At 72.5% G+C, this 18,367-nt stretch carries 17 protein-coding genes and 1 riboswitch; of the genes, 15 read left to right on the forward strand and 2 right to left on the reverse strand.

Going from position 1 to position 18,367, the window contains the following annotated elements; translation table 11 throughout:
• From VE614_RS26965 to VE614_RS26975, 3 genes are all read left to right on the forward strand, one after another.
• A partial coding sequence (locus VE614_RS26965) for a TRCF domain-containing protein (protein WP_324942499.1) occupies positions 1-1,108 on the forward strand: 1,108 nt, incomplete at its 5' end.
• A gap of 293 nt (positions 1,109-1,401) precedes the next feature.
• Positions 1,402-2,115, forward strand: a complete 714-nt coding sequence (locus VE614_RS26970; RefSeq protein ID WP_324942502.1) for an HNH endonuclease family protein — start codon at positions 1,402-1,404, stop codon at positions 2,113-2,115.
• 148 nt (positions 2,116-2,263) lie between these two features.
• Positions 2,264-3,007, forward strand: coding sequence for an N-acetyltransferase (locus tag VE614_RS26975; RefSeq protein WP_324942505.1), 744 nt, complete (start codon positions 2,264-2,266; stop codon positions 3,005-3,007).
• 65 nt (positions 3,008-3,072) lie between these two features.
• Here the strand turns inward: VE614_RS26975 and VE614_RS26980 are convergent, their stop codons facing one another.
• On the reverse strand, positions 3,073-3,819 hold the full coding sequence (locus VE614_RS26980; protein ID WP_324942507.1) for a hypothetical protein: 747 nt from the start codon (positions 3,817-3,819) through the stop codon (positions 3,073-3,075).
• An 88-nt stretch (positions 3,820-3,907) separates the two neighbouring features.
• Positions 3,908-4,600, reverse strand: a complete 693-nt coding sequence (locus VE614_RS26985) for a hypothetical protein (RefSeq protein WP_324942510.1) — start codon at positions 4,598-4,600, stop codon at positions 3,908-3,910.
• 196 nt (positions 4,601-4,796) lie between these two features.
• On the opposite strand from VE614_RS26985, the gene VE614_RS26990 reads away from it, so the two are divergent.
• From VE614_RS26990 to eno, 12 genes are all read left to right on the forward strand, one after another.
• Positions 4,797-6,860, forward strand: coding sequence for an N-6 DNA methylase (locus VE614_RS26990; RefSeq protein WP_324942513.1), 2,064 nt, complete (start codon positions 4,797-4,799; stop codon positions 6,858-6,860).
• A gap of 127 nt (positions 6,861-6,987) precedes the next feature.
• On the forward strand, positions 6,988-7,614 hold the full coding sequence (locus VE614_RS26995; RefSeq protein ID WP_324942516.1) for a hypothetical protein: 627 nt from the start codon (positions 6,988-6,990) through the stop codon (positions 7,612-7,614).
• Positions 7,615-7,652: 38 nt separating this feature from the next.
• On the forward strand, positions 7,653-9,143 hold the full coding sequence (locus VE614_RS27000; RefSeq protein ID WP_324942545.1) for a serine/threonine-protein kinase: 1,491 nt from the start codon (positions 7,653-7,655) through the stop codon (positions 9,141-9,143).
• A gap of 145 nt (positions 9,144-9,288) precedes the next feature.
• Complete coding sequence (locus VE614_RS27005; protein WP_324942518.1) at positions 9,289-9,933, forward strand: SurA N-terminal domain-containing protein; 645 nt, start codon at positions 9,289-9,291, stop codon at positions 9,931-9,933.
• 141 nt (positions 9,934-10,074) lie between these two features.
• Entirely contained in the window at positions 10,075-11,091 is a 1,017-nt protein-coding gene (locus VE614_RS27010; protein ID WP_324942521.1) for a nucleoside triphosphate pyrophosphohydrolase, read from the forward strand.
• A 55-nt stretch (positions 11,092-11,146) separates the two neighbouring features.
• Positions 11,147-12,394 carry a helix-turn-helix transcriptional regulator gene (locus VE614_RS27015; RefSeq protein WP_324942524.1) on the forward strand — a complete coding sequence of 416 codons (1,248 nt, stop codon included), beginning with the start codon at positions 11,147-11,149 and terminating at the stop codon, positions 12,392-12,394.
• A 158-nt stretch (positions 12,395-12,552) separates the two neighbouring features.
• Entirely contained in the window at positions 12,553-13,074 is a 522-nt protein-coding gene (locus VE614_RS27020; RefSeq protein ID WP_324942527.1) for a DUF6415 family natural product biosynthesis protein, read from the forward strand.
• Positions 13,071-13,280, forward strand: coding sequence for a hypothetical protein (locus tag VE614_RS27025; protein ID WP_324942530.1), 210 nt, complete (start codon positions 13,071-13,073; stop codon positions 13,278-13,280). Before VE614_RS27020 ends, VE614_RS27025 begins: the two co-directional genes overlap by 4 nt.
• 33 nt (positions 13,281-13,313) lie before the next feature.
• Complete coding sequence (locus VE614_RS27030) at positions 13,314-14,606, forward strand: cytochrome P450 (protein ID WP_324942533.1); 1,293 nt, start codon at positions 13,314-13,316, stop codon at positions 14,604-14,606.
• Between the two features lie 230 nt (positions 14,607-14,836).
• On the forward strand, positions 14,837-15,880 hold the full coding sequence (locus VE614_RS27035) for a transglycosylase family protein (protein ID WP_324942536.1): 1,044 nt from the start codon (positions 14,837-14,839) through the stop codon (positions 15,878-15,880).
• A gap of 183 nt (positions 15,881-16,063) precedes the next feature.
• Positions 16,064-16,242: riboswitch (cyclic di-AMP (ydaO/yuaA leader) on the forward strand.
• A gap of 4 nt (positions 16,243-16,246) precedes the next feature.
• A complete protein-coding gene (locus VE614_RS27040) occupies positions 16,247-16,945 on the forward strand; it encodes a transglycosylase family protein (protein WP_324942538.1) in 699 nt (232 codons plus the stop codon).
• Positions 16,946-17,200: 255 nt separating this feature from the next.
• Positions 17,201-18,367 (forward strand): phosphopyruvate hydratase (gene eno, locus VE614_RS27045; protein WP_324942542.1); only part of this gene is annotated, 1,167 nt, incomplete at its 3' end.

Genomic DNA, 18,367 nt, shown 5'->3' on the forward strand with positions numbered 1-18,367 from the left:
GCACCCGGTGCTCACCTTCGTCGGGCCGTACGAGGAGAAGCAGATCGGCGCCGCCATCCGCCGTGAGCTGCTGCGCGAGGGCCAGGTCTTCTACATCCACAACCGGGTCGAGTCGATCGACCGCGCGGCGGCCCGGCTGCGCGAGATCGTGCCCGAGGCGCGGATCGCGACGGCCCACGGCCAGATGTCTGAGCAGGCGCTGGAGCAGGTCGTCGTGGACTTCTGGGAGAAGAAGTTCGACGTGCTCGTCTCCACGACGATCGTCGAGTCCGGCATCGACATCTCCAACGCCAACACCCTGATCGTCGAGCGCGGCGACACCTTCGGCCTGTCCCAGCTGCACCAGCTGCGCGGCCGGGTGGGCCGTGGCCGCGAGCGCGGTTACGCGTACTTCCTGTATCCGCCGGAGAAGCCGCTCACGGAGACCGCGCACGAGCGGCTGGCGACCATCGCCCAGCACACGGAGATGGGCGCGGGCATGTACGTGGCGATGAAGGACCTGGAGATCCGCGGCGCGGGCAACCTGCTCGGCGGCGAGCAGTCCGGTCACATCGCGGGCGTCGGCTTCGACCTCTACGTCCGGATGGTCGGCGAGGCGGTCGCCGACTACCGGCGGCAGCTGGAGACCGGGGGGATCGAGGAGGAGCCGCCGCTCGAGGTCAAGATCGAGCTGCCGGTCGACGCGCACGTCCCCCACGACTACGCGCCCGGCGAGCGGCTGCGCCTCCAGGCCTACCGGGCCATCGCCTCCGCCAACACGGAGGAGGACATCAAGGCCGTACGGGAGGAACTCGTCGACCGGTACGGCAAGTTGCCCGAGCCGGTGGAGAACCTGCTGCTGGTGGCCGGGCTGCGGATGTTCGCGCGCGCGTGCGGCGTCGGCGAGATCGTGCTCCAGGGCACCAACATCCGCTTCGCGCCGGTGGAGTTGCGCGAGTCGCAGGAGCTGCGGCTCAAGCGGCTGTATCCGGGGACGGTCATCAAGCCGACCGCCCACCAGGTGCTGGTGCCGCGCCCCAAGACCGCGAAGGTCGGCGGCAAGCCGCTGGTCGGACGGGAACTGCTCGCGTGGGTCGGGGAGTTCCTGACCTCCGTGCTGGGGTCGTAGCCGCGCGGGTTGCGCACGGCGTGAAGCCGCCCGCGTGGCGTGAGGCCTTCGCGGGCGGCTTCCGACGCAAGGGGGGCTGCGGGCCGCCGCCGGGGTGGGTGCCCCGCGGCCGGCCTGGCGTCCTCGGTGACGGAGGCGGGGGCCTCCAGCCGGTCGAGCCTGTCGCGGTCCATGCCGAGCGGCCGAGTTGTGCCCCGGTGGTCTGGACTCTGGATGGTTACGGTGGATCCGGGTACACCACCCGCCCGCACCGGGGCGGAATGGAGCGGAGAAGCCAAGGGGAGGGGCGCGACGTGAGGCGTCTGAGGGGCGGGAAGGCGGCTGCCGCCGTGGCGCTGCTGTGCGCCGTGGCCGGTTGCACCGCCACCACGGGAGCGGGCGGGCCGCAGGAGACGACCGGCGGGGGAGCGGCCCTCGCGGCCGTGGAGTCGCTGCCCGTCAAGGGGCGGGCGCCGAAGACCGGTTACGACCGGGACCGGTTCGGCAGCCCCTGGGCCGACACCGACTCCAACCGGTGCGGCACCCGCGACGACATTCTGCGCCGGGACCTCACCGGCGTCCGGTTCGGTGACGACCGCTGCGAGGTGGCCTCGGGCACCCTCGACCCCGACCCGTACACCGGCCGGGACGTCACGTTCGTACGCGGTCGCAGCCAGGTCGACATCGACCATGTCGTCGCGCTCTCCGACGCCTGGCAGAAGGGCGCCGGGCAGTGGGACCCCGGCAAGCGCATCGCCTTCGCCAACGACCCGCTCAACCTCCTCGCCGTCGACGCCGGCACCAACCGCGCCAAGGGTGACGGCGACGCCGCGACCTGGCTGCCGCCGAACAGGGCGTACCGGTGCCCGTATGTCGCCGCGCAGGTCGCCGTGAAGAAGAAGTACGGGCTGTGGGTGACCGCCGCGGAGCGGGCCGCGATGCGGCGCGTGCTCTCCGGCTGCCCGGACCAGGAACTGCCCTCGGGCGGCAACCCGACGCAGGCACCGCCGCGGTTCCACGCCGACTGAGCGGCTGACTGGGCGGCTGACTGGGCGGCTGACTGGGCGGTTGACTGGGCGGTTGACTGGGCGGCTGGCCGAGTGACTGACCGACTGGGCGGCCCGGCTGAGCGGAAAACCGGTTCCCGGTCTCCGGCGCCCGGCCTACGGTGACCGCATGGAATGGAACGTGTCGAGCCTCGCCGAGCGTCCGGACATGCGGGAGCGGGTCTTCGCGATGGCGGACAGCTGGCCGGAGTTCGTGCTCCAGGACCCGGTGGGCTGGACCCACTTCGCGCGGATAGCCACCGAACTCCCGCAGTACGTGCTGTTCGCCGAGGACGAGCGGGGCGAGGTCGTCGCGAACGCCTTCAGCGTGCCGTTCGCGCTCGGCGCCGACGGCCGCGGTGAACTGCCCGCCCGTGGCTGGGACGCCGTCCTGCTGTGGGCCTTCTCGGATCTGCGCCGCGGGGTCCGCGCGGACACCGTGAGCGCCATCTCCGTCTCCGTCGCCCCGCGCGCCCAGGGCCTCGGCCTGTCCGCGCGGATGCTCACGGAGCTGCGGGACAACGCCCGCGCCCTCGGCTTCGGCGAGGTCGTCGCCCCTGTACGCCCCAACGCCAAGCACCTGGAACCGCGCACACCGATGGAGGAGTACGCCCGCCGGGTGCGCCCCGACGGGCTTCCGCACGACCCCTGGATGCGCGTCCACGCCCGGGCCGGCGCCGTCGTGCACTCCGTCGCACCGGCCTCGATGACCGTCTCCGGCTCGCTGGCGGAGTGGCGCCGGTGGACCGGGCTGCCCTTCGACACCGCGGGTGACATCGAGGTGCCCGGCGCGCTGGTGCCGGTGCGGTGCGAGCCGGAGCGGGGGTACGCGGTGTACGTCGAACCCAACGTGTGGATGCGGCACGCCCTGTAGGGCCTGGGGGAGGCCGCTACAGGGCGTGGATCCGGGGCCCCGGCCGGGGCGGGTGGCGGGTGGGCTCAGCCGCCGAGCGCGTCCAGGTCGATGATCTCGCCGCTGGGCTTCTTCGCCGCGACCGGCTTGCCGTAGTCACTGAAGACCAGCGAGTCCCGCCCGTCGGTGGTGGTGCTGTCCAGCCGCAGCAGATACGGCTCGCCCTTGGTGGCGACGTACAGCGTGTAGCGGTCCTTGCCGTCCTTCTCGTGCAGGACGATCGCCGGGGAGCCGTCGACGGTGGTGGTCTTGCCGCGCGCCGCGTCCGACTTCACGTCGTCGGTGTCGCCGAGCAGTGCGTCCAGGTCGCAGAAGTCGGCCACGCCCTCGGCGTCGGGGCCCGTGGCGGACATCTTGGCCCACTTCCCGGCCAGCATGTCCACGACCGCGTCGGTGTCCGCCTCGGGCTCGCCCTTGCTCTGGGCCCGCAGGAACGCCTCGTCGTAGCGCATGTAGAGGATGTCGCCGGTCCGGATCAGATCGGCCTTGCCCTCGCCCGTGCCGAAGGTGCCCGCGCACTCCCCCTTCTTGTTGACGGCCACGTCGAAGCGGATCGTGCCGCCGCTCTCCTCGTCGGGCACCTCGCCGGCCAGCCGCAGCGACGAGGCGCCGGTCGTGGCCTTGACGGACCGGTCCGCGATCTCGCCGCCGGTCAGCCCGGCGAACGGTCCCTTCGGCTTGTCGGCCGCCTTGTCCTGGCCCGGCAGACAGCCGGTGAGGCCGACGGTGGTCGCGGCGGCGAGGCAGAGGGCGGCAAGTGCGGTACGGCGCATGGGAGTTCCTCGGTGGTGAGCTGTTCTGCGGGGGTGTGGCGCGGGGGGTGGGGAGCGCGGCGGCCGGGCCGCCGGGTGAGCCGTCGGCTCAGGCGGTCTTCTTCCAGTCCTGGCAGCCGGAGGTCTTGAAGTAGGCGTCCGAGGCGCTGATGGTCACGACGGCCGTGCCGGTGACGTTGTTGTTCGCGATGATCGAGTCCATCGAGTGCTCGGCGTCCTTGGCGCGCTCCCAGTAGCACATGTCGTCGGTGTTGCCGGTCGACTTGTAGGTGCCCGGGGCAATGTCGGCGCCGACGCGGAACATGCCGCCGTCGCCGGCCATCGTGGCGGCGGGCGAGCCGCCCTCGGCCTGGGGGCCGACGGCCTCCCAGTCGTTGCAGCCGCTGGACGTGAAGAGCTTGTCGGTGGCCTTGACGGTCACGTAGCCGGTGCCGCTGACGTTGTCGTTGGCCAGCAGGGAGTCCATCTCGCCGGAGGCGTCCTTGGCCCGCTCCCAGTAGCACATGTCGTCGGTGTTGCCGGTGGTGCGGTAGGTGCCGGGCTTGATGTCCGAACCGACCTGGAAGTCGCCGTCCCCCTCGAAGGCGACCTTCTTCTCGGCGGCGGCCTCGGCTCCGGAGTCCCGCTCGGTGCCGGACTCGCGGTCCGCGGGCGCCGAAGAGCCCTGGTCGCCGCCGGACGCCTTGCCGTCACCGCTGCCGCTGCCGCCGTTCGCCGACACGGCGCCGATGACCACGACACCCACGACGGCACCCAGCGCGATCCTGGCCTTCATGCCCATGACTGTTCCCCTCCCCGACGTGTCGGCTGCCTCTGTCCGGCAGCCGCTCGTTTCGCGGGGTCAATAAGAACACTTCCTGTGAACCGAGTCAACACGGTTCACAGTGTCGACTCGGTACACGTCTGTGAACCCGGGGCTCTTGCGCCCGCCGGTATGCTCGACTCCCACACGAGACGCGGTGAGGGGAGCGGCCGGGGTGCAGGACAACGCGACAGAGGTGACCGCCGCGGGAATCGCCCGGCTCGCCGGTGTCGGCCGGGCCGCCGTGAGCAACTGGCGCCGCCGCCACGCCGACTTCCCCAAGCCGGTCGGCGGCACCGAGACCAGCCCCTCCTTCGCCCTCGCCGAGGTCGAGGACTGGCTGCGCCGCCAGGGCAAGCTCGCCGAGGTCCCGCTGCGGGAGCGCGTCTGGCAGCAACTCGCCGGACACCCGGAAGGCCCCGTCACCGCGCTGACGCACGCCGGGTGCGTGCTGCTGCTCATCCATGAGCGGCCGACGGTGTGGCTCGATGTGAGTGCCGGGTCCGACGAGCGGCTCGCGGCGATGCTGCCCGACGCGCTGGACCAGGTGATCGCCCCCCGGTTCGGCGGCGCGTCCGGCGAGGGAGCCGTTCACACCCCCACCGTCCACACCCCCACCGTCCACACCCCCACCGGCCCCGAACTCCTGCCCTCCGCCGCCCTCCTGCGCGGCGCCGCCGAACTGGCCGCCGAACTGGGCGCCCGGCAGACCTTCGAGTTCCTGCTGGGCCGGCACCTCGACGCCAACCCGCGCCAGTACACCCTCACCCCCGCCGAACTCGCCCGCCTCATGGCCGACCTCGCCGGCCCCGCCCGCACCGTCCTCGACCCCGCCTGCGGCACCGGCGCCCTGCTGCGCGCCGTCGCCGCCCGCCCCGGCCAGGAGCTGTACGCCCAGGACAGCTCCGCCGACCTCGCCGCGCTCACCGCGTTCCGGCTGGCCCTGCACACCCCGGCCGCCGTGCGCGCCGCCACCGGCGACACCCTGCGCGCCGACGCCCACCCCGGGCTGCGCGCGGACGCCGTCCTCTGCCATCCGCCGTTCAACGAGCGCAACTGGGGCCACGACGAACTGGCCTACGACCCCCGCTGGGAGTACGGCTTCCCGGCCCGCACCGAATCCGAGCTGGCCTGGGTGCAGCACGCGCTGGCCCGGCTGCGGGACGGCGGCACGGCCGTGCTGCTCATGCCGCCCGCCGCCGCCTCCCGCCGCTCCGGCCGCCGGATCCGCGCCGACCTGCTGCGCCGGGGCGCGCTGCGGGCCGTCGTCACGCTGCCGGTGGGCGCGGCACCGCCGTACAACATCCCCCTCCACCTGTGGGTGCTGCGCCGCCCCGACAAGACGCCCGCGCAGCCGGAGGTGCTGCTCGCGGACGCCGGGCAGTTCGCCACCGAGGGGCGCGGCGGGCCCGACTGGCAGTCCGTGCGGGACGCGGTCCTCGACGCCTGGCAGGCCTACGACCGCGCCGGCACCCTCCAGGAACGGCCGGGCCTGGCGCGGTCCGTGCCGGTCATCGAACTCCTCGACGACGACGTGGACTTCGCCCCGGCCCGTCACCTCCCGCCCCCGACGGCGGCCGACGGCGCCGAACAGCTCACCGACGTGCGTGCCCGCCTCGGTGAGACCCTGCGGCTGACCGCCGGCCTCACCCCGCCACCGGTGCGGTCCGCGCCGCCCGCGCGCTGGCCGCTCACCACGGTGGGCGAACTCGCGCGCGGGGGCGCCCTGGTGCTGCGGACGGGCGGAAACGGCGGCCACGCGCGCGTGCCCGTCCTCACCGACCACGACGTCCTCGCCGGAACGGCCCCGTCCGGGAACCTGCCCGAGAGCGAGGAGGAAGCCGTGCTCACCGAGCCCGGCGACGTCGTCGTGCCGGTGCTCGGGGGCGGCGCGGTGGCGCGGGTCATCGACGACACCACGGGCGGCGCAGCGCTGGGGCGCAACCTCGTGCTGCTGCGCCCCGACCCGGCGGCGCTCGACGCCTGGTTCCTCGCCGGCTTCCTGCGCGGCACCGCCAACAACCGCCAGGCCAGCAGCTACGCCTCCACCGCCACCCGCCTCGACGTGCGCCGCCTGCAACTGCCCCGGCTCCCGCTCGACGAGCAGCGGCGTTACGGCGCGCGCTTCCGCGCACTCGACGAGTTCGAGCGGGCGCTGCGCCACGCGAGCCGGCTCGGGGACCAGCTCGTGCGCGGCATGTACGACGGCCTCACGGACGGCACGGTCACCCCGGACTGAGAGCGGCGCCGCGACCCGCGTGGCGCACGAAGTGATCAGCGTGACAACGGTTCGGTACAACCCGGGACCGGTTGTCCGTGTCGGCCTATACGCTCGACGCGACAATCGCACGACTTCAGGAGCAGTCATGCATGGCCACGGCTACGTGCAGCCGGTGAAACAGCCGCCGCCCACGGCATGGCTGGTCTTCCTGCGTGTGCTGTTCGTGGTGATCTCCATCCTCAGCCTCGGCTTCCTGGCCTGGACGATGCTGCTGCGCCTCGCGCTCGTCACGCGGAAGTCCCTGGACTGGGGGCTCTTCGTGGCCGTCCTGGCCATCGACGCCCTCGCCATGGTGCTGCTGGGCAACGAACCGGGCGAGGAGATCCACACCGCGGCCGGCTGGACCGGTCTCGGGCTGCTGCTGGGCACGCTGGTGGTCGTCATCGCGTACTACCTCTCCGCGGACGTACGCCACTTCCACCAGCTCCGCTACGGCGCGTACGGCCCGCAGCCCGCCCCGGCGTACGGCTATCCGCAGCCCGTCGCGCCGTACGCCGCCGGTGCCGCCGCGACCGTCCCGCCGACGCCCACGCCGCCGCCGACGCCCCCGGCGGCCCGGATGCCGCAGACCCCGCCCGCGCCGGTGGCGCCGCCGCCGCAGCGTCCCGCGCCGGCCCGGATCGACCAGGTGCGCGCCGAGCTGGACGAACTCAGCGAACTCCTGCGCCGCCAGGACGGCCGCCGGGACGGCGACCACGAGGGCGGAAGGTGACCGCGGCGACAGGACGCGTCGTCGCCGGCCGGTACGAACTGGCCACGCTCATCGGGCAGGGCGGCATGGGCCAGGTGTGGACGGCCTACGACCGCCGCCTCGACCGGCGCGTCGCGGTGAAGCTGCTGCGGCCCGACAAGGTGGCCGGGCAGGAGGCCGACGAGCTGCGCCGCCGCTTCGTGCGCGAGTGCAGGGTGACCGCGCAGGTGGACCATCCCGGCCTGGTGACCGTGCACGACGCGGGCAGCGAGGGCGAGGAGCTGTTCCTCGTCATGCAGTACGTGGACGGCGCGGACCTCTCCGACCACCTCGCCGAGCACGACCCGTACCCGTGGCAGTGGGCGGTCGCGGTCGCCGCGCAGCTGTGCGCCGTGCTGAGCGCGGTGCACGCCGTGCCGATCGTGCACCGGGACCTCAAGCCGCGCAACGTGATGGTCAAGCAGGACGGCACGGTCACCGTGCTCGACCTGGGCGTCGCGTCCGTCATGGACAGCGACACCACGCGGCTCACGCACACCGGCTCGCCGATCGGCTCGCCCGCCTACATGGCGCCCGAGCAGGCGATGGGCGGCGCGGTCGGCCCGTACACCGATCTGTACGCGCTCGGTGTCCTCCTGCACGAGCTGCTCAGCGGCGGCGTGCCCTTCGCGGGCTCGACGGCGCTCGGAGTGCTGCACCGGCATCTGTACGAGCCGCCGCTGCCCGTGCGCCGGATCCGCCCCGAGGTGCCCGAGGCGCTGGAGTCCCTGGTCCTGCGGCTGCTCGCCAAGGACCCGCAGCACCGGCCGGGGTCCGCGCAGGAGGTGTACGAGGAGCTGGCGGTCCTGCTGCCGGCGCGCGGGATGCCCACCGGGGCGCCCCTGGACCCGACGCGCCCCTTCCTGCGCCCCCACGCCCCCTGGCCCGACCGGGCGCGCACCCCCGCGCACCAGCCCGCCCCCGTCACACCGGTCCCCAGCGTGGCCGAGAAGCCCGATGTCGCGGGCGCGGTCGACGAGGTCAAGCGGCTGCTCGGCGAGGGCCGGATCACCCAGGCCGTCGACATCCTCGGCGCGATCCTGCCCGCCGCCGCCGAACAGCACGGCGAGCACTCACCGGTCGTGCGCACCTTGCGCAAGCAGTACGCCGCGACGCTCATGGACGACGGCCAGTACCGGCGCGCGCTGCCCGAACTGCGCCGTCTCGCCGACGAACGCGCCGCCGAGGCAGGCCAGGCCGACCCGCAGTCCCTGCGCTTCCGCCACGACGCCGCCCAGTGCCTGGAGCAGCTCGGCGAACCGGCGGCGGCGCTCGCCGAGTACCGGGCGCTGCTGCCGTACTACGAGAACCAGTACGTCTCCGGTGACCCCGAGCAGGCGCACGACGTCCGCCGCCGCATCGGCCACCTCCTGCTCGCCCTCGGCGACCGGGCCGCCGCCCACGACACCCTCCTGCGGCTGCTGCAGGACGTGGAGCGCCTGCACGGTACGGGCCACCCGCTGGCGGCCGACATCCGCCGGACCCTCCAGTGGCTGGGGCAGGTGCGCTAGCGCGGCGGCGCCCACGGGGAGCGCGGCGGTGCCCGAAGTCCGCGTGAATCGTTGGTCGAATGGGTTGGCCAGAGCCGATCCCCTGCCTACCATCGATCATCGCAAGACTTTGTGCACCGTCGCACAAACTCCTCGGGAGGTTTCCTTGCACCGCCGCCGTCGCACCGCGCTCCTGCTGTCCGCCGCGATCGCCGCGGCGCCGCTCCTCACCGCCTGCGGAAACGACGCGCATCCCGGCGCGGCGGCCGTCGTCGGCGATCAGCGGATCACCGTCGCGCAGTTGGAGAACCGGGTCGACGAGGTGCGCTCGGCCCAGCGCGCCGCGGTCGCCGACGACGCGCAGTACGCCCAGGCGATCGCCAAGACCGGCAGCCTCACCCGCGACACCCTGCACGGCATGGTCCTCGACCGGGTGCTGCACCGAGCCGCCCAGGACGCCGGCGTCACCGTGACCCGCAAGGAGATCCAGGAGATGCGCTCCGGCCTGGAGCAGCAGGTCGGCGGGGCCGAGGCCCTGGAGACGGCCTGGCTCCAGCAGTACAGCGTGGCCCCGGGGCGCCTGGACGAGAACCTGCGCCTCCAGCTGGAGGCGCAGAAGCTCGCCGCCGAGCTCGGCACCGACACCAGCCGGCCCGAGTTCTGGAAGGCCCTCTCCGAGGCCTCCGCGAAGCTCGGCGTCGACCTGAACCCGCGCTACGGCAGCTGGGACGTGGAGAAGAGCAGCCGCGTCGACGCCAGGACCCCGTGGGTGCGGGAGGTCACGGCGGCGCAGGAACAGCAGCCGGTGTGAGGGCGCGGCAGGCCGTGAGGGCGTAGCAGGAACGGTACGGCGGGGGCGCCGGAGCAGACGGATCGCCGATTGATCCGATGATCACACCGGGCCTGTGGACAACTTCTGAGGTCTGTCGGCGACGTGGGTTACGTTCGGATCGTGAACGCAACCAGCTTCGAAGGCGCCCCGGACCCCGTCGCCCCGGACCCCTCCGCCCCGGGCCGTGTCGTCCTGCTCACCACCAGCCACCGCGTCGCCCCCGGTCTGCTGTCCTGGCCCGCCTGGCAGGCGCTGCGCACCGCCGACCGCGTGCTGTGCGCGGACCGGACGCACCCGCAGCTGCCCTACCTGCGGGAGGCGGGCATAGCGGTCGACGAGGCCGCCCCGACCGCCGAACAACTGGTCGACGCCTGCGCCGGCGGGCACACGGTGGTCGTCGTCGCCACCGGCGAGGGCGAGCCCGCCCTGACGGACGGCCTGGCGCGGCTCGCCGGTTCCGGCCGGGTCCGGATGCCCGAGCTGGAGCTGCTGCCCGCCTCCTACGACCTGCCCGGCGCCCGGCTCCTCGACCTCGTGCAGGTCATGGACCGCCTTCGCGCGGAGTGCCCCTGGACGTCCCAGAAGACCCACGAGGGACTGGCGAAGTACGCCATCGAGGAGGCGTACGAACTCGTCGAGGCCATCGAGGACGGTGACCGCGACGAGCTGCGCGAGGAGCTGGGCGACGTGCTGCTCCAGGTCGTCTTCCACGCCCGGATCGCCGAGGAGGACCCGGAGGCGCCGTTCTCCGTCGACGATGTGGCCGGCGGCATCGTCGCCAAGCTCATCCACCGCCACCCGCACGTCTTCGGCGACGCCACGGCCACCACCCCGGAGGAGGTCAAGGCGCACTGGATGCGGACCAAGGCCGAGGAGAAGCGGCGCACCTCGGTGACCGAGGGCGTCCCCCTGCACCAGCCCGGCCTCGCCCTCGCCGCGAAGCTGGCCTCCCGGGTGCGCGCCGCGGGCCTGGACGTCCCCCTCCCGGCGTCCGAGGGCATCGGCTACGAACTGCTGGCCCTGGCGGCCCGCGCCGAGGCCGAGGGCACCGACCCGGAGGCGGCCCTGCGCGCGGCGGCCCGTGCGTACCGGGACGCGATCGTCGCGTACGAGAGGGGGGAGAAGGAGAAGGGGTAGGTGCCGGAGAAAGGCGTACCGTTCCAAGTGCGACCAGTGAACGGAGAGTTGGAGTATGCCCGACCCCACGCACTCGGCAGAGGTCCCCGGCACGCGTGTCCGCGACATCCGGCTTGCCCGAGGCCTCACCCAAGAACAGCTTGCCGAACACGCCAACCTCAGCCTCGCCGTTGTCAAGAAGATCGAGCAAGGCGGCAACGGACGCCTTGACACCTACCACGCCCTCGCCCGCGCCCTCGACGTCCGCACCAGCGCCCTGTTCGAGCCCGGCGCGCCGCACGCCACCACGCGGGCCGATGACGACAAAGTCGACCTCATGCCCCTCCGGCAGGCCATCACCCCGCCCATGGCCGCCACGGGGCGCCTGCTGATCGACGACGCCATTGAGCCTGAACCGGACCTGTCGAACCTGCGCAGTACCGCCGCGACACTCGCCGCCTCCTACTACAGCGACGACTACGGCCGCATCGCCCAGTTCCTCCCAGCCCTCGTCACCTCCGCCCGCCTTGCTGTCGACCACTACAGCAACAGCCCTCACCACACCGAAGCCCTCAAGCTCCGCTCCGACGTCCTCCAGACAGCCGGCCGATACCTGACCCAGGTCCGCGCTTACGACCTCGCCCACGCGGCTCTGCGGGACGCGCTGCTGGACGCGGCGGCGGCCGGGGACCAGGACCGCGCTGGGAGCGCCGTGTATCTGCAGGGGTGGCTGTTGATGCGGCAGGGCCGTCTGGACGAGGCGGAGCGCCTGGCGGTGGCGACGGCGGATGATGTAGAGCCGCGCATCTCCCGTGCGTCCAAGGGCGAACTGGGAGTGTGGGGCAGGTTGCTCGTGCGGGCGTCGTCGGCGGCGGCGAGGAACAACCGGCCGCGGGAGGCGCGGGACATGCTCAGGCTGGCCCATACGGCGGGGGCGGCGCTTGGCGGCACGGTAGCGACGTATCAGTACGGCTGGGGACGCTTCGACTGGACGACGGTGGCGTTCCAGGCGGTGGAGAACCAGGTCGTAGCCGACCAGCCGCGCCGCGTACTGGGCCTGTCGGCGCGGATCTCCGCCACGGGCACCACCGCGACAGCGAACACCTGGAACCGGCACCAGCTGGATGTGGCGCAGGCTCACGCGATGCTGCGTCAGGCCGATGAGGCGACTGATGTCCTGGCCGCGCTGAAAGGGGAGGCGCCGGAGTGGCTGCGGCACCAGCGGATGGCTGCGGACACGTTCCACGAGGTGCTTCACAGGAGCAAGCGGCGTCGCTTGACCTCGAAACAGCGGGATCTGGCGGCCTTCTTCGGTCTCCAGTAGGAACGGACACGTTCCGTGTCCGTTCCCGAACATCCGCTGCCGCGGCGGCCACGGAGCGTGCCTGTTCGCTCACCCTCCCGCGTATTACGTTCGGTGACGTATTGATCACCCGGAACGCGGAGGTGAGAGGGATGCCGCCGAGCGGCACGACCGCCCCCTTGGACACGGAGACCATGCGCGCCGCCGCGCGCGCCCTGCTCGCGGACCACACCGAACTCCCCTCGGACGAAGAGCTGGACACACTGACCCTTCAGCTGCGGGGGCACCTCATGCTGGCCATCCCCGTGGTCGAGGCGCTGGCCGACCGCCTGCCCGAGGACGACGCGCCACGCGTCTGCGCGAACGTCGGCGTCATGGAGGCCCGTACCCGCATGAGCCTGGCGCCGGGCCGTACGCTGCCCGCGCGCGTCGCGCACGCCCAGCGGCTTGCCCGGTCCGTCAACGCCCTGTGTGACCACTACGAGAACCTGAGCGGCGGGCATCCCATCGTTCTCGACCCCCGGCTGCCCGCCCTCGTCCGGCTGTGGAACCACTGCCTCGCCTGTGGGACCTGCACGGCCACGGACGCGAACGGGGTGAACGCGAACCTGGCGTGCCCGTCCGCCGACGCGCTGTACGAGGCCTACCGGCGAGCACCGCTGCACCCGGACCTCCCGTCCGCGAGCGGGGGCAGGCCGTGACCCTCCAGGAGCAGCCGATGGACCTCGGCCCGCCGCTGGACCCGCCGCTCGCACGGCCGGACTGCGCGGTGTGCCAGGCCCTCGTCAGACAGCGCGCGGAGGCCGCGGCGCGCGGCGACCACTCCCGGGTCACCGACTGCAATGTGGAGATCCGCAACCACCACACCGGCCCCCGGCGGGGAGAGGGCCTGCCCACCTCCGGATGAGGGCACGCCCCACCTCCGGATACGGTCGACGACGTGACCGACCAGCCCCACCCCCAGCCCGGCCAGCCGGCCCAGGCCGCCCCCGCCCCCGAACTCTTCACCTGGGAGTTCGCCACCGACCCCTACCCCGCCTACGCCTGGCTCCGCGAGCACGCCCCGGTGCACCGGACCCGGCTGCCCAGCGGGGTGGAGGCCTGGCTGGTCACCCGGTACGCCGACGCCAAGCAGGCCCTGGCCGACCAGCGGCTGTCCAAGAACCCCGCGCACCACGACGAGCCCGCGCACGCCAAGGGCAAGACGGGCATCCCGGGGGAGCGCAAGGCGGAGCTGATGACGCATCTGCTCAACATCGACCCGCCGGACCACACCAGGCTGCGCCGCCTGGTCTCCAAGGCGTTCACGCCCCGGCGCGTGGCGGAGTTCGCGCCGCGCGTGCAGGAGCTGACCGACCGTCTCATCGACGGGTTCGCGGCGAAGGGCTCCGCGGACCTCATCCACGAGTTCGCCTTCCCGCTGCCCATCTACGCCATCTGCGACCTGCTCGGCGTCCCCCGCGAGGACCAGGACGACTTCCGGGACTGGGCGGGCATGATGATCCGGCACGGCGGCGGCCCGCGGGGCGGGGTGGCGCGTGCGGTGAAGAAGATGCGCGGCTATCTCGCCGACCTCATCCACCGCAAGCGCGAGGCCCTGCCCGCCGAGCCCGCCCCCGGCGAGGACCTCATCTCGGGCCTCATCCGCGCCTCCGACCACGGTGAGCACCTGACCGAGAACGAGGCGGCGGCGATGGCGTTCATCCTGCTGTTCGCCGGTTTCGAGACCACGGTCAACCTCATCGGCAACGGCACCTACGCGCTGCTCACCCACCCCGGCCAGCGGCAGCGCCTCCAGCGGTCGCTGGCGGCCGGCGAACGCGACCTGCTCGCCACCGGTGTGGAGGAACTGCTGCGCTACGACGGCCCGGTGGAGCTGGCCACCTGGCGCTTCGCCACCCAGCCGCTCACCCTCGGCGGGCAGGACATCGCGCCCGGCGATCCGGTCCTCGTCGTGCTGGCCGCCGCCGACCGCGACCCGGCCCGGTTCACCGACCCGGACACCCTGGATCTGGCCCGCCGCGACAACCAGCACCTGGGGTACGGGCACGGTATCCACTACTGCCTGGGCGCCCCGCTCGCCCGCCTGGAGGGCCAGACCGCGCTCGCCACCCTGCTGACCCGCCTCCCGGACCTCCGGCTCGCAGCGGACCCCGCGGAGCTGCGCTGGCGCGGCGGCCTCATCATGCGCGGACTGCGCACGCTGCCGGTGGAGTTCACCCCCGAGCGCTGACCCCCGCAGCGGTCCGAGCGCTGACCCCGGCAACGGTCCGAGCGCCGACCCCCGCACCGTGCCGCGCGGCGCGAAGGTGACACGCCTTCACCTCTGTGATCTTCACGTGATCTGCGCGGCATTAACTTGTGACAAGTGATCGTCTGCCGATACGTTCACCCATCAGTGTGACGGCGATGATCACAGCATCTCCGCCGCACCGTCACCGCTGTCTCGCGAAAGGTCCCCGCATGCTCTCCGGGAACGGTCGTCACCGTCGCCCCCGCCAGGCTCCGGCTCTCATCGTCGCGGCCGGAGTGACCGGATCCGCCATCGCCATCCCGCTGCTCGGCGCGACCGGCGCGAGTGCCGCCACGGGAACGACGTGGGACAGGGTCGCGGAGTGCGAGAGCGGCGGCTCCTGGAGCGCGAACAACGGCAACGGCTACTACGGCGGTCTGCAGATCTCCCAGGACGACTGGGTGAAGTACGGCGGCGTGGACTACGCGGAGAGCCCGGATGTGGCCAGCCGTTCGCAGCAGATAGCCGTGGCCGAGCGGATCCTCGACGCCGAGGGCGTGGACGCGTGGCCCACCTGCGGCCTGCTGGCCGGTCTCGACGGCGACTCCGCGCCGGCCGGTGTCGACACCGGCCTGGCGGCTGACGCCGCGTCGGGCCTGACGGCCACTCCCGGGGCCTCCGGTACCCCCGAGTCCGGTTTGTCCGACTCGTCGCAGTCTTCGGGATCCTCCGCTTCGACGGGAGCGGCCGAAGGCGCCGGAGCGCCCGGAACCTCCGAAACATCCGATTCGGCGGGAAACGCCCTGGGATCGAGACCGTCCGGATCGGTCGACGCCTCGCCGTCCCCGGACTCCGCGTCGGGCGTGGCGGGAGGTTCCGCCGCGGGGGAGGGTGGCACTGCGGGCGGCGCGGACAATTCGCCCACCGCCACCACCAAGAACGACGACTCGGACAAGTTGGGGCAGAACGCCTCGGGTTCCATCGGCGCCGGCCGTCACCGCGGCGACAGCGCCGAGGAGGAGGCCGAGGACAGCCGTGCGGCCGACCCCTCGGGCCGGCACGCCTCCCGTGACTCCGGCGCCGCCCGCGACGCGGCCGACGGCACCTACACGGTCCGTGCCGGCGACAGTCTCTGGGGCATCGCCGACTCCCTTGAGGTGCGGGGCGGATGGGCCGCGCTGTACGCGGAGAACAAGGCGACCGTGGGCACCGATCCCGACCTCATCCTCCCGGGTCAGACCCTTGAGGTAGGGGTTGAACCGGGAGAAAAGTAGCGGGACTTCAGATCACGGTTCGAGTCGAATGTCCGTTATAAACGCGGTGAGAGATAGGTCTCAGAAGACCTGATCGTCTTTGAAATTCCGCGGAATGCGTGGCTACGGTCGGAGCCGCTCGTCACCGCGAGCCCCGGCTGCCGCAACGCCGAATCCTGCCAGCGGCAAGCCCGGGAACAGTCGTCGCGTCATGCGCCGCAGGCAGGAGCGGGGGACCCAAGGTAGGTGCCGGGCCCGGCAGTTGAGGAGACTCGACGCCGGAACCGGCTAGGGGTGAAGCCGCAGTCCGCAAGGGCCGCGGCCGGGCAACTCAACCGGCCCGAACCCGACAGCTCACCTCGTAGGCGTCGGTGAGGGGATCGATCCATGCTGTTTTCCGGCAAGGGCAAGCACCGTCGTCCGTCCAAGGCCACTCGCGCCATCGCCATCGCCGGTGTGACCGGTGCCGCCGTCGCCGCCCCGCTGATGGCGGCCGGCAACGCCTCCGCCGCCACCGCCTCCGAGTGGGAAGCCGTCGCCCAGTGCGAGTCCGGCGGCAACTGGTCCATCAACACCGGCAACGGTTACTACGGCGGTCTGCAGTTCTCCGCCTCCACCTGGGCCGCGTACGGCGGCACCCAGTACGCCGCCACCGCCGACCAGGCGAGCAAGGCCCAGCAGATCGAGATCGCCGAGAAGGTCCTCGCGGGCCAGGGCAAGGGCGCCTGGCCGCACTGCGGCGTCAACCTGTCCAGCGCCCCGTACGGCGGCGGCGCCGCCTCCTCCGGCGACAGCGGCAGCGGCACCGCCGCCCGCGAGACCGAGGAGCAGCCCGCCTCCCGGTCCGCCGAGCGCCCGGCCGCCACCCAGAAGGCCGAGCAGGCCGAGAAGACCGTCACCACCCCGACCGGCAAGAAGGTCGAGAAGGGTGACGGCGAGTACAAGGTCGTCGCCGGTGACACCCTCAGCTCCATCGCCGAGGAGCACGGCGTCGAGGGCGGCTGGGAGAAGCTGTTCGAGCTGAACAAGGACATCGTCGACGACGCCGACGTCATCTACCCGGGCCAGCAGCTGCACCTCAAGTAAGCGAGCAGGAGGGCGCACCCCGCGAGGGGCCCGCAGACTCCCCGCCCCGGTGCGTGTTCCCCCGTACGCACCGGGGCGGGGTCTTTTCCGGTCCCGTTTTCCGGAACCGCCTTTGTTCCGTTCGGAAACAATTTACTCTCGGTTCCGTCCACGGGGTGGGCGGCCGGCTGGCCGATCGCCCCGAGCCGGTTAGGCTCGTCTCGCAGAGCCACACCGCGGCCTGCCCACCGCGTCACATTGAAGAAGGAGATGCTCGTGCCGTCCATCGACGTCGTCGTAGCCCGGGAAATCCTGGACTCCCGAGGCAACCCCACGGTCGAGGTCGAGGTCGGCCTCGACGACGGCAGCACGGGTCGTGCCGCCGTCCCGTCCGGCGCCTCCACCGGCGCCTTCGAGGCCATCGAGCTGCGTGACGGCGACTCGAACCGCTACCTCGGCAAGGGCGTCGAGAAGGCCGTCCTGGCCGTCATCGAGCAGATCGGCCCGGAGCTGGTCGGCTACGACGCCACCGAGCAGCGCCTGATCGACCAGGCCATGTTCGACCTGGACGCCACCGACAACAAGGGCTCGCTCGGCGCCAACGCCATCCTCGGCGTCTCGCTCGCCGTCGCGCACGCCGCCTCCGAGGCCAGCGACCTCCCGCTCTTCCGCTACCTGGGCGGCCCCAACGCGCACCTGCTGCCGGTGCCGATGATGAACATCCTGAACGGCGGCTCGCACGCCGACTCCAACGTGGACATCCAGGAGTTCATGATCGCGCCGATCGGCGCGGAGTCCTTCTCCGAGGCCCTGCGCTGGGGCGCCGAGGTCTACCACACCCTCAAGAAGGTCCTGAAGAGCAAGGGCCTGGCCACCGGCCTCGGCGACGAGGGCGGCTTCGCCCCGAACCTGGGCTCCAACCGCGAGGCCCTCGACCTCATCCTCGAGGCCATCAACGAGGCCGGCTACACCCCCGGCGAGCAGATCGCCCTCGCCCTCGACGTGGCCGCGTCCGAGTTCTACAAGGACGGCGTGTACGTCTTCGAGGGCAAGGACCGCACCGCCGCCGAGATGACGGAGTACTACGCCGAGCTGGTCGAGGCGTACCCGCTGGTCTCCATCGAGGACCCGCTGTTCGAGGACGACTGGGAGGGCTGGAAGACCATCACCGACAAGCTCGGTGACAAGGTCCAGCTCGTCGGCGACGACCTGTTCGTCACCAACCCGGAGCGCCTGGCCCGCGGCATCGAGGAGGGCGCCGCCAACGCCCTGCTGGTGAAGGTGAACCAGATCGGCTCGCTCACCGAGACCCTGGACGCCGTCGAGCTGGCCCAGCGCAACGGCTTCAAGTGCATGATGTCCCACCGCTCCGGCGAGACCGAGGACGTCACCATCGCCGACCTGGCCGTCGCCACCAACTGCGGCCAGATCAAGACCGGCGCC

Origin of the sequence: Streptomyces sp., assembly GCF_035645055.1 — a bacterium.
GTDB lineage: Bacteria > Actinomycetota > Actinomycetes > Streptomycetales > Streptomycetaceae > Streptomyces.